The sequence below is a fragment of the Psychrobacter sp. AT9 genome, assembly GCF_047272965.1.
In the GTDB taxonomy this organism is placed as follows: Bacteria; Pseudomonadota; Gammaproteobacteria; order Pseudomonadales; family Moraxellaceae; genus Psychrobacter; species Psychrobacter glaciei.
Map to the genome: position 1 here is coordinate 1,056,805 of NZ_JBKOTW010000001.1, position 13,809 is coordinate 1,070,613.

General features: G+C 42.0%; 11 protein-coding genes and 2 tRNA genes. 12 read left to right on the forward strand and 1 reads right to left on the reverse strand.

The genetic code is table 11. The features are described 5' to 3' along the window. Positions 1 to 38 precede the first annotated feature (38 nt). The 12 genes from ACMFL8_RS04640 to ACMFL8_RS04695 all read left to right on the forward strand — a co-directional run bounded on the left by ACMFL8_RS04640 (position 39) and on the right by ACMFL8_RS04695 (position 12,016). The gene (locus ACMFL8_RS04640) at positions 39 to 524 is read left to right on the forward strand and encodes a glutathione peroxidase (RefSeq protein ID WP_413190228.1); all 486 of its coding nucleotides are present in this window, start codon (positions 39 to 41) and stop codon (positions 522 to 524) included. Positions 525 to 737: 213 nt separating this feature from the next. Continuing rightward, positions 738 to 813: transfer RNA gene (locus ACMFL8_RS04645), tRNA-Val, on the forward strand. A gap of 53 nt (positions 814 to 866) precedes the next feature. Further along, positions 867 to 943: transfer RNA gene (locus ACMFL8_RS04650), tRNA-Asp, on the forward strand. A gap of 808 nt (positions 944 to 1,751) precedes the next feature. After that, the gene (locus tag ACMFL8_RS04655) at positions 1,752 to 2,366 is read left to right on the forward strand and encodes a YceI family protein (RefSeq protein ID WP_413190229.1); all 615 of its coding nucleotides are present in this window, start codon (positions 1,752 to 1,754) and stop codon (positions 2,364 to 2,366) included. A 118-nt stretch (positions 2,367 to 2,484) separates the two neighbouring features. Next, complete coding sequence (locus ACMFL8_RS04660; RefSeq protein ID WP_413190230.1) at positions 2,485 to 3,882, forward strand: cytochrome c; 1,398 nt, start codon at positions 2,485 to 2,487, stop codon at positions 3,880 to 3,882. Positions 3,883 to 4,235: 353 nt separating this feature from the next. Next, positions 4,236 to 5,852, forward strand: coding sequence for a flavin monoamine oxidase family protein (locus ACMFL8_RS04665; RefSeq protein WP_413190231.1), 1,617 nt, complete (start codon positions 4,236 to 4,238; stop codon positions 5,850 to 5,852). A 92-nt stretch (positions 5,853 to 5,944) separates the two neighbouring features. Then, the gene (locus tag ACMFL8_RS04670; protein WP_413190232.1) at positions 5,945 to 6,607 is read left to right on the forward strand and encodes a c-type cytochrome; all 663 of its coding nucleotides are present in this window, start codon (positions 5,945 to 5,947) and stop codon (positions 6,605 to 6,607) included. 141 nt (positions 6,608 to 6,748) lie between these two features. After that, positions 6,749 to 8,425, forward strand: a complete 1,677-nt coding sequence (locus tag ACMFL8_RS04675; protein ID WP_413190233.1) for a phosphoethanolamine transferase — start codon at positions 6,749 to 6,751, stop codon at positions 8,423 to 8,425. A 71-nt stretch (positions 8,426 to 8,496) separates the two neighbouring features. Next, positions 8,497 to 9,186, forward strand: coding sequence for a response regulator transcription factor (locus tag ACMFL8_RS04680; protein ID WP_189584306.1), 690 nt, complete (start codon positions 8,497 to 8,499; stop codon positions 9,184 to 9,186). A gap of 130 nt (positions 9,187 to 9,316) precedes the next feature. Further along, positions 9,317 to 10,663, forward strand: coding sequence for a sensor histidine kinase (locus ACMFL8_RS04685; RefSeq protein ID WP_413190234.1), 1,347 nt, complete (start codon positions 9,317 to 9,319; stop codon positions 10,661 to 10,663). Positions 10,664 to 10,794: 131 nt separating this feature from the next. Further along, positions 10,795 to 11,268, forward strand: coding sequence for a diacylglycerol kinase (locus ACMFL8_RS04690; protein ID WP_413190235.1), 474 nt, complete (start codon positions 10,795 to 10,797; stop codon positions 11,266 to 11,268). 22 nt (positions 11,269 to 11,290) lie between these two features. Next, entirely contained in the window at positions 11,291 to 12,016 is a 726-nt protein-coding gene (locus ACMFL8_RS04695; protein WP_413190236.1) for a PAP2 family lipid A phosphatase, read from the forward strand. A gap of 21 nt (positions 12,017 to 12,037) precedes the next feature. Here ACMFL8_RS04695 and ACMFL8_RS04700 read toward each other — a convergent pair whose 3' ends face one another. Then, positions 12,038 to 13,717: a phosphatase PAP2 family protein gene (locus ACMFL8_RS04700; RefSeq protein ID WP_413190237.1), complete on the reverse strand. Its 1,680-nt coding sequence runs from the start codon at positions 13,715 to 13,717 to the stop codon at positions 12,038 to 12,040. Positions 13,718 to 13,809: the final 92 nt, after the last annotated feature.

The window sequence follows — 13,809 nt, forward strand, 5'->3', positions numbered from 1 at the left end:
TACCCAAAATAACAAAAACCTCAATTTAAGGATAAATGATGAGTACTATTTATGATTTTACGGCTGAGCGTATGGATGGTAGCCCGCAAGCGTTTTCTGACTATCAAGACAAGGTATTGTTAATCGTTAATACCGCGAGTAAATGTGGCTTTACGCCCCAGTTTGAAGGGTTAGAGGCGCTATATGAGCAATACAAAGATCAAGGATTGGTCGTCGTTGGCTTTCCTTGTAATCAATTCGGTAGCCAAGACCCAGGCAGTAATGACGAAATTGGCGCGTTTTGTCAAAAGAATTATGGCGTCAGCTTTCCGATGATGGCAAAAGTTGATGTCAACGGAGCAGAGGCTCATCCCATTTATGCATGGCTCAAAGATCAAAAGGGTGGTTTGCTGACAGATGGAATTAAATGGAATTTCACCAAATTTTTAATCGATAGTAAGGGTCAAGTGATTGATCGTTATGCACCAATGACTAAGCCTGACGCGATAAAAAGTGATATCGAGCAAGCACTAGCTAATAAATAAGTATCAAGTCTGAAAATATTGAACATTTATAAAAATATAAAATCAATAAAAACATATGCTTGTCATAATAGTGAATAAAATATCTCAAAAAGTGGTAAATACTGTTTGACACGCACATGTAAATCTATATAATACACACCCACAGCAGCAGAGCTTAGTGACAAACTAAAGAGCTCGGTTGATGTTGAATAAATTGCATAGCAATTGTTCGATGGGTGATTAGCTCAGTTGGTAGAGCGTCTGCCTTACACGCAGAATGTCGGCGGTTCGAATCCGTCATCACCCACCACTTATTTAGCGAAGTGGACCTCTTCATAAAGGTAAAATGCTAAAGAGACCTAAGCAGCGGTAGTTCAGTTGGTTAGAATGCCGGCCTGTCACGCCGGAGGTCGCGGGTTCGAGTCCCGTCCGCTGCGCCATATTTAAAACGAATTTAAACTGTAAAGTTTAAGCAAGTTTCGCCTCAAGTATTAGTTTACTTGAGGTTTTTTTGTGTCTAAATTTTAGCTCAAGCTCTTTATTAATTAACCAGATATGAATCTACAGCAGGTATCGTCAGAGCGCTTTTAAACCGCTACGGTGTTACCCGTCCTAGATGTACTCAGTATACTATCCACGGTCGGTCGCCTTGTAGCGATTCTAACATTCCTTGACTATAGTTTTCGTTTCAAAATCGCTGACCATCTGCTCGGTGACCAAACAATGACCTTTTCATCGATGGCACCCTCGCTTGGCAAAATTAGCTTCTCAATAGCATCTATCTCATTGTCTATTTGGACTGTATTGTCACTAAAGTGCGAGAAGATAAGCAAATCATCAACAGCGTTGCGCGTATCAAAACGAACCGCACTGGCATCGTCAGAGATTCAACACGTTGAGAGAGTACGACAGTAAAAACGCGCAACTACCTGTTCTAAATTGCTAATGCATAACTTACTAACATAATCATTCTTCCTAAACCAAAAGATCGTCTTAACGTTTTCTTAACGGCTTGCTATCTATGATAGTAGATATATAGCTGAAATTTAGCCTAAGCAAATATTGCCGCCCTCGCTAAAATAATGCTCCTAAGTGTTTGGAAAATAGGGTATAAGTTATTAGAGTGTGTTATCCACTAGCAGTCTTAAAATGGCTAAATTTTTATTAAGTACAAGCATGGATTGCGTCCATCAATAAAAAAGTCAGTAGTATCAATAAGGCTTACAATGCTTACGAAGGAATGTGGCTATGGGCGCTTCAGACAGCGGTCAAAAAAAATCATATCTTTTTGCCTTTATAATACTGCCATTGCTAATAATAAGTAACATAACGGGCAGTTATGCCGCTAGCTATGTCATCAATCCCGCCAGTACAAATGTAAGCTTTGCTATCGAACGCTTCAAAACCTCGACCACTACTGGCGGCTTTTATGATGTCAAAGGTAATTTGCAATATGATCCAAGCTCACAGACAGGTGATATCTCATTAGTTATTCCTATTAGCTCTTTGAGTACAGGCAATAAAGCATTTAATCATACTTTGATAGGTCCTAATTTTTTTGATGTCCAGCGCTTTCCGTTGGCGCGTTTTGACTCTACCAAATGGTACTTTAATCAGAATAAATCGCTCCCTAAGATTCTAAAAGTGGATGGTGATTTAACCCTGCATGGCGAAACCCATCCTATAAGCTTGACAGCGACTAAGTTTGACTGTTATTTGCATCCCGCATTCAAAAAAGATGTTTGCAATGGTAATTTTACGGCTACCGTTGACCGAACCAAATGGAATATCGATAAATATGCATGGTTTGGAGTCACTAAAAACCTCAACTTGGAGATTCAAATTGAGGCCATTAAACAGTAGCTATTACCGATGAATAGTTTTATTTTAGTAGAGTCTGTTTTTAGTAGGATCTATTAATGAAGAGCAGACAACTTTTGAAAAGTGATCAAGGATGATTGACTGGTATGATAAGGATATTATGAAGCCACTTTCTATGATGATATCAATACTCGCGCTGAGTGTGCTGAGTGTAGCCTCTAACGTTGCCATTGCTGACGGCACAGGCATCGGCAATAGCAATCTGACACAATCCAGCTTACCTCCCAGCATAAGCCTGCCTAATGTTAGCCCAATCAATAACAATTTAGCCAATCGCGGGGCTTATATTGCACGTACAGCCGACTGTATGGCCTGTCATCGTGAGGACTATAGTGGGGGTGTTCCTATCGAAACGCCTATCGGTAATATCTATTCGACCAATATCACGCCTTCTACGCAGTATGGCATCGGTAATTATACGGAAGCTGACTTTACCAAAGCATTACGTAAAGGTCGCGCGCCAAACCATCAACTTTATCCGGCGATGCCGTATCCGTCCTATCATGGAATGACGGACGATGATATTAGTGCTTTATTTGCTTATTTCCAAACAGTTCCTGTCGTCGATAAACCACCTGAAAAAACAACGCAACTGCCTTTTCCTTTAAATATTCGTAGCTTAATGCTCGCGTGGAATGTCATCAATGTGCCGTCTACCAAAAACCGTACTGGTCTGACACCAACGCAGCAGCGCGGTGAATATCTGGTGAATAATCTAGAGCACTGTGGCACTTGTCATACGCCGCGCAACCTCACCCAAGGTCTCGATAAAGACCGTTACCTCTCTGGTGCGCGGCTTGGTAAATGGTTTGCGCCCAATATTACTCCTGATAACGACACTGGTATTGGGCGTTGGAGTGAGCGTGATATTGTGACTTATTTGCGTACTGGAAAACTTGATAAACGGGCGTATGCAGGCGGCCCTATGGCAGAAGCAGTAGGACATAGTACCCGTTATCTTACCGATGAAGATTTGAGTGCGATGGCTAACTATCTAAAAGTCATTCCTGCGATCAAGACTGATGATTATCTGATACCGGTTAATGTTGCACGTTTACCAAATCCCATCAGCTCATCTATTACTTATGATTTACTAGAGCAAAAGGACTATCTAGCTAAGGTTAAAACGAATACTTCTAAGACTAGTAGCAGCGATTCGTCTAAATTCTCAGCTGAAACCTCATCTAAAGCCCTGTATCTTGCTCATTGCGGGAGTTGCCATGGCGTCGATGGTTACGCTCAGCCCGATGCCCGCTATGCTGCTATTGTCGGTCTTAGTAGTATTCGCCGTGCTAAACCTGATGCGTTGATTGGCGTTATCGCTTTTGGGGCGAAAGGTGCGTTCAATACTGCGCCAAAAATGCCAGGTTTTGAGAAAGACTTAAGCCCTGTACAGATTGCGAGTATCACTAACTACGTGCGAGTCAACTTCGGTGGTCTGCCGAGTAGCGAAGTCAGTGCGGTGGATGTTAAACGCGTCATCAAAGAAAAAAGTTAAATCTCACCTCCATAAATTTAAAGAATTGAATCTGAAAATTTGCTTGTTTGATTAGGGTCTGTTGAATATTCAAATATTAGGACTGCTGATCGCTAAAATCGCCCCAGACTAGGCGTAAACCGACGATAATGTCGAGACCTTAGCTAGGTTTACAACAACGTTTGGGGTGATTTTAGTAGCTGCCTTTCAGGGCAGGACTATTTTTTGCCAATACATGGCGAAATTGTCTAACCTAGAATGACTAGGCGTCAAAAATTTCACTGCGTATTGTCTAAAAAATAGCCACTGCCAGTACCACATTTGAATGTTCAACAGACCCTACTATAAAAACGAAGTGTGCCAAGGATAATTAAATGAACGATTTATTGCATTCCCCTACACGGCGACAATTGCTTTCAATGATTGGTAAGACTGCTGGCGCGACTGCCATGTATCAGGCGATGACCACATTGGGGTTTGCATCCGAGTCGAGTTTTAAGCAAGAAATAGATCTCAAAGGTGCTCCTGCTGGCGCGAGCATCGTTATTTTGGGAGCAGGGTTGAGCGGGCTTACAGCAGCTTATGAGTTACGTAAAGCGGGCTATAAAATCACTGTGCTTGAATATCAAAATCGCGGTGGTGGGCGCAGTTGGACGCTAAATAGTGGCGATAAATATACTGAGCTTGGCGGTGAGGAGGTGACTTGCGACTTTGAAAAAGGCAATTACTTTAACGGTGGACCGTGGCGATTGCCCGTACATCACTATGCGGTATTCCATTATTGCAAAAAATTTAATGTCGCATTGCAGCCCTTTATCCAAACCAATGATCGTGCTTATCTGCATCGTACTAACCATTTCAATGGTGCACCGCAGCGCTTAGGCGAAGTACAAAGCGATATCCGTGGCTACGTGTCAGAATTACTATCTAAAGCAGTCAATAAAGGTAGCTTAGATGATACGGTCACCAAAGAAGATAAAGAAAAGCTACTAGAAGGTTTGAAAGGTTGGGGCGTTCTTGATAATAGTTATCGCTATGTCAAAAGCCATGAAACCAGCAAACATCGCGGCTATAGTGTCTATCCGGGTGGTGGTCTGATGCCTGACGCTAAACCATCGACACCAATCCCAATGAAAAAATTATTAGACTCAGGGATGTGGTCTGATCTCTATGCTAATTACACCGTTTACGTGCATCAACCAGCAATGTTTCAACCTGTCGGAGGTATGGGCAAAATAGGCGATGCCTTCACTCGCGAATGCCGCGATATGATCAAGTTTAATGCCAAAGTCACTAAAATCAATCAAGATGAGACAGGGGTAACTGTTGATTATATTGATAGCACCAATTCTGCAAGCAATAACCCAGAGGGTAGCGTCAAAAGCGTTCGTGCTGATTGGTGTATCTGCACTATTCCGCTGTCAGTATTGACCCAAATCGACATCAATGTCTCAGAACCAATGAAGCAAGCGATGGCAGCCGTCCCTTATGACAGCTCTTATAAAGTTGGTTTGGAGTTCAAACGGCGGTTTTGGGAGGAGGATGAATGGATCTATGGCGGTATCACTTATACGGATCTGCCTATTACCCAGATCTCTTATCCGTCGCAGGACTTATTCACCCAAGGCTCTGGCGTGCTATTAGGTGCTTATGGCTTTGGAGAAACCTCTTATAAGTTCAATTCCTTAACGCCAAAAGAGCGCATCAAGGCGGCATTAGAATATGGCAAGCGTATCCATCCGCAATATCCCAAAGAGTTTCGTTCAGGTACGTCAGTCGCTTGGCATCGTATCCCGTGGTCGCTTGGTTGTTATGGTATTTGGAGTGAATCGAGCCGTGAGCAATACTACGATACGCTTTGCAGCATTGATCATCGGATTGTGCTGGCGGGCGAGCATTGCTCACACATTCCGGCTTGGCAAGAAGGGGCCATATTATCGGGGATGGACGCGGCCAAACGCTTACACCAAAAGGCCAAAAAACTTGGCTAGTAGGCTTATTTTGGCCAGCCCAGCCCAGCCCAGCATAGTAACGATCGTATAGTAACAACTATATAGTAACGATTATAAAGGCAATCATAAACATGATAAAACCACGCTCTTTTAACGGTCTTAAACCGTTTATTTTATATAAGACAGTCATATTATTAACGTTGGTAGGCACATTTACCGTGTCAGGCTGTAGTCAATATAGTAACGATAATGCGGTCACTATTGCCAGTCAACAATCCAGCCCTATGATATTTGACGATCAAGCCAGCCGCAATAACGGGGCGTGGGGCGCGGTTTATATGTCTAAGGAAGCGCTGACCAGATCCCCCACAAATATCGTTGATGTTAATTCGATACCGAAAATAAGCGAAGATGCTGGCTTACAGAAATGGCTCACCAAATTTGAAGGCAGCTCACAAGGCAAAAGCGGTTTTTTTTCTACTGATGGTAAAAAGCTTTATGAGGATTCTTGTGCAGGTTGCCATATGCAAAAAGGCGAGGGCGCACGAGGAGCAGGCTACTATCCACCGCTAGCGGATAATACTAAGATGGAGTCAAAGTATTATATTATTAGCGTCGTCATGAATGGTCTACGTGGTATGCCTTCTTTTCATAGCATGATGACCGATCAGCAAATAGCTGCCGTTACCCAGTATGTGCATAGCGATTTGAACAACTATACGGACACGGTTACCACTGCTAATGTCACGCAGCTGCGCCATGATTTTCCACCCGGCGCTGATCCCAGTGAATAGCGCATGACTCATTTTCTAACATCCTAAATTTCTCATTGTCGTTTAAACTTTTTTTAATTTAAGCAGCTTAACGCCTTCTTAACAAGGTACTTGTTACTTTAATGAATTGGGTCTTCACTCATTCTGTTGAGAAGTATTTGTATGTCAATATCTCAAGCGCTTAGTGCTAGCTTTACCAAAGTTCATGATAGAAAATATGCTATTAGCAAACGCTATCATTTTGAGCTGAATGTTAATGTACTTATCGTCATTACTGCACTATATTTAGTCACTACCGCTAATATTAGTTTTTTTGCGCAAGTCCTAAATATCTACCCACTTGATACAAATGGGGGGTTCATTCTTTCACTGATGGGCTTGTTGTTTGGTTTGCTGTGGCTAATACTTCAGCTGCTTTGTTATCGTTCAACGGCAAAAGCAGTGTTGATTACGATGGTGCTAGTGGCAGCGGTTTGTGGTTATTTTACCGATGCTTACGGCACGATTTTTGATCGTAATATGCTTATCAATAGCTTACAAACCGATCAAGCTGAGGCTATGGATCTAATGGCACCAAGTTTTGCGATTAGAGTGGTATTATTAGGCATCATTCCAGCATTTATTATTAGCAAAATTCGTTTAAAGCGCCTCTCTTGGCAACGCGCAATACTTCAAAAGACCGCAACCTTAGTTGCCTCTATTGCTCTGATTGCGCTTTGCTTGATACCTTTTGGCGATCAATACGCTAGCTTTTTTCGTCAGCATAAAGAAGTCCGTTATTATAGCAACCCAATCACGCCCATTTATTCTGTCGTAAAACTAGGAACGGATTATATAGCTGAACAGCAACGCCCTGATACGTTGATACTTCATGCAGCAGATGCCAAGCGTAGCGCAGCTGTGAATAGCACTGCAAAACCTAAGCTGATGGTCTTTGTGGTCGGAGAGACTGTGCGTGCTGACCACATTGGCTTGAATGGCTATACACGCAACACTACGCCATTGCTTGCCAAGCAAGCGGATATCTATAGCTTTAAGAATGTAACGGCCTGTGGCACCTCTACCGCTTATTCAGTGCCTTGTATGTTCAGCTATGCAAACCAAAGTGACTACGATGTAGATACCGCTGCCTACAATGAAAATGTGTTGGATACGCTAAACAAACAAGGCGTCAAGGTCATTTGGCGAGACAATAACTCTAGCTCTAAAGGCGTGGCAGATCGAGTGGTGTTTGAGGATTACAAAACGCCGGATAAGAACCCCAATTGTGATAGCGAATGCCGAGATATTGGCATGTTGGATGGCTTTGATAAAATGGTTAAGTCGGACTCTAGCCAAAAAGACACCTTAGTTATATTGCATCAAATGGGCAATCATGGCCCCGCTTATTACAAACGTTATCCTAAAACCTTTGAAAAATTTCAGCCAGTTTGTATGACCAATGAGCTGTCCAAATGTGATGCGCAGTCGGTCATCAACGGTTACGACAATGCGATTGGCTATACTGATTATTTCTTAAATAATGTTATTGAAACATTGAAGCCTTATCAACAAGACTATGAGGTGGTGATGGTATATATTAGCGATCATGGAGAGAGTCTGGGTGAGAACAATATCTACTTACATGGACTGCCGTATAGTATTGCGCCGAATGCACAAAAGCAAGTGCCATTGATTGTTTGGTCGCCTGCGAGTAACCGTATCAGTAGCGAGAGTCTCACGAGTATGAGCACTCAGCCAGTATCACATGACTTTATCACGCCAACTTTACTAAGCTTTTTTGATATCACCACCGACGAGGTAGCCTCAGCGCCTACTTTTTTTAAGGTCGCCAATTAAACGCTTATTTATGATAGATAAGCGTTTTTAGGCAGTCATATTTAGGCAATCATCTTTAGGTAGTCAGAGCCATGTACAAGATACTTATTATTGAAGACAATCCCGATATCGTCGCCAATATCTATGCGTTTTTTGAGCCAAAAGGTTTTGAGCTCGACAACGCTCACAATGGCTATAGTGGTTTGACCTTGGCATCAACCAATCGTTATGACGTTATATTATTGGATGTGATGCTCCCTGGTATGGATGGCACTCAATTGTGCAAGAAGCTCAGAGAAGAGTTGCATGATAAGACGCCGGTATTGATGCTGACGGCTCGCGATACGGTCTTGGATAAAGTCGCAGGATTCGATAGTGGTGCTGATGATTATCTGGTCAAACCCTTCTCATTGGTGGAGCTCGAAGCCCGTATTAAAGCGCTCATACGACGCCATCAAGATGAGCACTTTCGGCATAGTATAGAGGTCGGTAAACTGTCTCTAAATACAGATGAGCACACTATTCAGCGCGAGGGCATCTTTTTAAAACTGACCCCAACTGGGTTTAAGATACTCGCCACGCTGATGAACGCCGCTCCTAGAGTGGTCAGCAAAACGGAGCTTGAGGAAAAAGTTTGGGGACGAGATATCCCAAGTAGTGATGCTTTGCGCACTCATCTTCATAGCGTAAGGGCACAGGTCGATAAACCATTTGCTCAACCGATGATAATGACCATACCAGGCGTTGGCTATCAGATCGTCGACCCTGATAATTTGTCGTAACTTGTCTCGCAGATCATTTTTTTAGCACCTCGTGAGCCATTTAACGGTCAATAACGATAAACTGGTCGGGCGTATTTATACCCCTGATCACCTATATTTATTTTCTGCTACTATCAAGTAAGCCCATGCCATGTTTAATATAGATTCTATAGCCAATAAGTTTCGTGTGTCCTACCTCGTGTTTGCCTTGTTGCTGTGCGCCACTTTTGTCAGTATTTTTTTGTATGCCGAAATGCGAATAGAGCAGGATTTGGTTAAAGCTCGTCTGTTACAGCAGCTAGAGCTCAGTCAGAAAGAGTATGGTGAGCAGACGGTTTATACGGCAGAACCAGGGATTAAAATTTATCGTTATGATAGTGCACCTGAGAATTTAAAAGCCATAGCGACTGAAACGGTGCAAGAGATTTCTGTTACTGTTGATACGGGCGCAGACAAAACGAACACTGAACTGCATTTCTTTCACTATCACCGCGACCAACAAAATTACATTTTAACCTATCTAGAAAACACCGATATGGTGATGGAAAATTATCCTGTTTTAGCAATCTTTGAGCATTTAGAGGACATATTTGCGGCTGCCTTGAAAGCTGCTGTCATTTTAAGTTTATTGATTGCTATTGTCTTTTCTCAATTGTCTTCCAAGCAAATCATCAAGCCTTTACTGGCTCTAAAGCGGGCAGTGGAAACAGACCATCGTAACTTGACAGAGTTGACCCATTTGCCGTCAGAAGTCGGAGTGTTGGCTCGAGCGATTGATGAAAAAAACCATAAACTGGAGCAGTATCTAAAACGTGAGCAGCTGTTTACAGGTGATGTCAGCCACGAGCTACGCACACCATTGACAATCATTATGGGCGCGTCTGAAGTGTTGGCTTCACAGTTAGAACATGACAGCCGCTTGAGTGAGTTTACCAATCGTATCAGCAATACAGCCAAAGAGACCTCTGAAATTATCACGGCTTTACTATTGCTTTCGCGTGCGCCTGAAAAATTGGATGCGCCGCTAACGTCCATTAATAGCATTGCAGTCAATGAAATTGAACGTTTAAAGTATTTGCTGCGTTATAAAACAGTGACCTGCACAGTGGTGGCAGAACAAGAATACACTGCCTATGTGCGACCTGAGTTACTTAAGATGGCGTTGGGTAATTTGATCAAAAATGCGTTTCAGTATACGGATGATGGAGAAGTCATTGTCACTATCGATGCTAAAAAAATAACAGTGATGGACACTGGTCTGGGTATTCCTGAAGTTATGATGCCTCTACTTTATGAAAGATTTGAGCGTCTAAATCACAGTGATACCGATAATCAAATGGATAAAGATCTATCACTTAACTTTCATTCTGTTTATAAAGTAGAAGGTACGGGGCTAGGGCTCAGTATCGTGCAGCGTATCATGACCCATATGAGCTGGCAGTTAACCCATCACCCCAATGAGAGTGGTGGTAGTACGTTTAGTATTTATTACCAATAGCACTCATCAATGCGAAGCATTAAAAAATGCTTATAATTTTTTAATGCTTTCTTAACGTTGTCTTAACCTTTGCTATCTTATACTCAACACTTGCAGCATATCCTACTATTCATGAGTATAAAGAATTCAATATGAGCAAAGTCACACCCTCTCACTTTGACTATAAAAAGCCCGATTTTGAGCCTACTGGACAACCGGTTCCTATCCCATTACTTGCAATTGATAGTTATGCCAGTAACGCGAAAGGTAAAAAAGGTCTTGCCCGTATCGTCAAAGCCACCAGTTACTCTATAGATGGTTTTAAAGCAGCTTACCAATTTGAGGCGGCCTTTAGACAGGTTTTGTGGCTCAACTTTGCCTTACTCATGGCACTCATCTTCACGCCTTTTGATCTCAGTATAAAAATGCTGCTGATAGTCGCCTCTTTCTTGTCATTGATCGTTGAGCTATTTAATACGGGTATCGAAGCCAGTGTTGACCATGCTTCGACAGAGCAGCATCCACTGGCCAAAATAGCCAAAGATGTCGGTTCTGCTGCACAATTTTTGGCATTATTGCTTTTGACCATGCTATGGCTGATAGCGCTATCTAGCACTTTCTTGTGAATCCTATCTTTTGGGTGTATCAATGACTGTAAAAACCAATTCCGCTGATTGGGCTTGGCTCAAACTCTTGTGCCTAACCCTCATTGCGACACTGACATTTGAGCATAGCCAATTGGACCTTCGTATCAGTGAGCTTTTCTATGCAAATGGTCGATGGCTGATAGATAAAGGTGCGCAGCCTTACGCGTTTATCTTTTATGATTTACCTAAATTATTGCTGATTTTGCTCGGTGTATACTTAATAACCGTGTTAATCATCAAGTATAGACAGCCCTTGATTAAAATCTCTCTGCCTAATAAATCAAAATTTGATAGATTCCTTACTCCTTTATCGGTGCGTGAGATAAGTTATCTTTTGAGCGTATTGATTATGGTGCCGACTACCATTGCTGTGCTCAAAGGCATGACCCATGTCAGTTGCCCCAATCACTTGGTGGTTTTTAACGGTGACTTATCATACCTTAATCTTTGGCAAAACATAGTGGCTATGACACCCGCCAAGTGTTTTCCAGCAGCGCATGCTAGCGCAGGATTTTCTTTATATGGCTTGGCGTTTTTACCGATGCTACGACAATATCGCTATAGAATCTTTGAGACAGTCACTGTTTTAGGGTGGACGATGGGAGGGTACAAAATGCTCTTTGGCGACCATTTTTTTAGTCATACCTTGGTATCGATGCTGCTGTCACTGACAATTGCTTGCGCACTCGCAACAGTATGCTTCAAAAAAAGAGAATTTATATATTGATGATATTTTCTTAATGCTTGTTCAAGTATTTTTAGCCAAGCCCCCAACCTTGTCAACGAGCGACTTAGGTAGATAACTATCATTGATATGCGCTTTTGGATACTGCTCATTGATCCAAGTAACGTAATTATCGGTAGTCAGATGTCCTCGATATATCAGATATAAAGCGTGCAGGGCGACGCTACGGGATAGTCCCATTACGCATTGGAAGTTGATAAGGATTGTTTTGCTAGGCCGCTTTTTTTTCGTGATATTAGTCGCTATATCAAGAGCTGTTAATGTGTCTATCTGTTTAAATAAATGGATAAAGTCCTGAGTATCAATCTCTCTTAACGACTGTAAGTCTAATAGTGGAAAGTAAAGATATCTCATCTGAAAAGCAGCAAATGATGGATGAAAATCGCAGGATAATGAGCTGTCATAATTAACTTCTAAATTACTGACATTCAAATGACCAGCGCCTAATCTTTGTGCTTGCGCGTAAGTATGATGGGTATGCAATGCTTGTTTTAAACTCAAACTATGACTGTTGGTTTCTACAGCCGAGTCAATCACAATAATCGTCGCAAAGTTAGAAAAATATGAATAATGCTCATCGCTCATTTTAGATAAGCCAAATAATTTTGGGGTAGCAACTGCATATATAGAGTCTGCTATTTTATGTGTTGGACATATATCATTATGGTTCAATGAGCCACAATCTGATTTTGTATGTTGAGTGAGCTGATACCGTTGCCCGACATACCACATCAGCCGGTAGCCTAATAGTAAGGGTGCAAACTTCAGCCAAGTAGATAGGAGCAAGCGCCCTTGCTCATTCTTTGCAAACCAAAGTTTGTCGCGAGGTTGATTGGGATATTGATAAGCCCAAGCTAAGACAAAAAAACTTAACATCCAATACGTGGCGACTAAATGATATAACCCTGCAAAAGTGATAGAGGTCATGCTTCTATTGAGCATAAACCCTGCTATCGATAGGATTAAAAATCCTGATATCGCGACTGTCAGATACTTTAAAACCAAATTGTTTCGCAGCTTATTGGTTATTACCAGTATCAACGCTGCCAGTAACAACCCACCAGCAATATCTAGTAGATGATGCTGGTAAGTCAGAACGGTGGATATGATGATGAGACTACAGATACAGCAAAGCGTCAGGCGATAGAGCGCAGATTTTGAAAGTTGCCATAATGATGTCCCTATTAATACAGCATATGTCACATGCAAGGAAGGAAACTGATTAAAAGGTTTGTCTGTTATATGCAAAAACTGATAGCCATAGTGTGTCCATCCCAAAACTGTAGGGCGCTCAAAAGTGAATTTGGCGGGAAACACATAAAAGATAAAACAAGCAAAAAGGGTGGCTAGGATTAACTTGCGCGTTAATAATGAGAGTTGTGCTGGCGTTTTTACCATGAAGAAACTGGCGCAAAACAGTATGATTGACCAGCTATAAGGCACAATCATCAGCGCAACAAAGGGAATCGCTGCGTCAATCGGTGTGGCTAGTATATGAACTTTCTTGGGCCATACAGAGTTAATGCTACTTAGCTTAGAAAACTGAGTAGCATAAAACTGAATATCATAAAAAAGTGTTTGCGCATAGATATTAGTCAATGAGTACAGAAGAGCAAAGACCCCTAACGCGCACGCTAAGGAGATCCATCTGGAAGTCATTGAAATAGGCGAATTACTGGTCATAGGATTTGTCTAATCGTTGCCATAGTGCAATTGCTATAAATAGCATAAAACAGACCCTAATCAAAATTAGAAAAATAAATCGTCTATAGTTT

Coding starts and splice junctions, on each gene's coding strand:
- ACMFL8_RS04640 (WP_413190228.1), top strand. CDS start 39: ATGAGTACTATTTATGATTTTACGGCTGAGCGTATGGATGGTAGCCCG.
- ACMFL8_RS04655 (WP_413190229.1), top strand. CDS start 1,752: ATGGGCGCTTCAGACAGCGGTCAAAAAAAATCATATCTTTTTGCCTTT.
- ACMFL8_RS04660 (WP_413190230.1), top strand. CDS start 2,485: ATGAAGCCACTTTCTATGATGATATCAATACTCGCGCTGAGTGTGCTG.
- ACMFL8_RS04665 (WP_413190231.1), top strand. CDS start 4,236: ATGAACGATTTATTGCATTCCCCTACACGGCGACAATTGCTTTCAATG.
- ACMFL8_RS04670 (WP_413190232.1), top strand. CDS start 5,945: ATGATAAAACCACGCTCTTTTAACGGTCTTAAACCGTTTATTTTATAT.
- ACMFL8_RS04675 (WP_413190233.1), top strand. CDS start 6,749: ATGTCAATATCTCAAGCGCTTAGTGCTAGCTTTACCAAAGTTCATGAT.
- ACMFL8_RS04680 (WP_189584306.1), top strand. CDS start 8,497: ATGTACAAGATACTTATTATTGAAGACAATCCCGATATCGTCGCCAAT.
- ACMFL8_RS04685 (WP_413190234.1), top strand. CDS start 9,317: ATGTTTAATATAGATTCTATAGCCAATAAGTTTCGTGTGTCCTACCTC.
- ACMFL8_RS04690 (WP_413190235.1), top strand. CDS start 10,795: ATGAGCAAAGTCACACCCTCTCACTTTGACTATAAAAAGCCCGATTTT.
- ACMFL8_RS04695 (WP_413190236.1), top strand. CDS start 11,291: ATGACTGTAAAAACCAATTCCGCTGATTGGGCTTGGCTCAAACTCTTG.
- ACMFL8_RS04700 (WP_413190237.1), bottom strand. CDS start 13,717: ATGACCAGTAATTCGCCTATTTCAATGACTTCCAGATGGATCTCCTTA.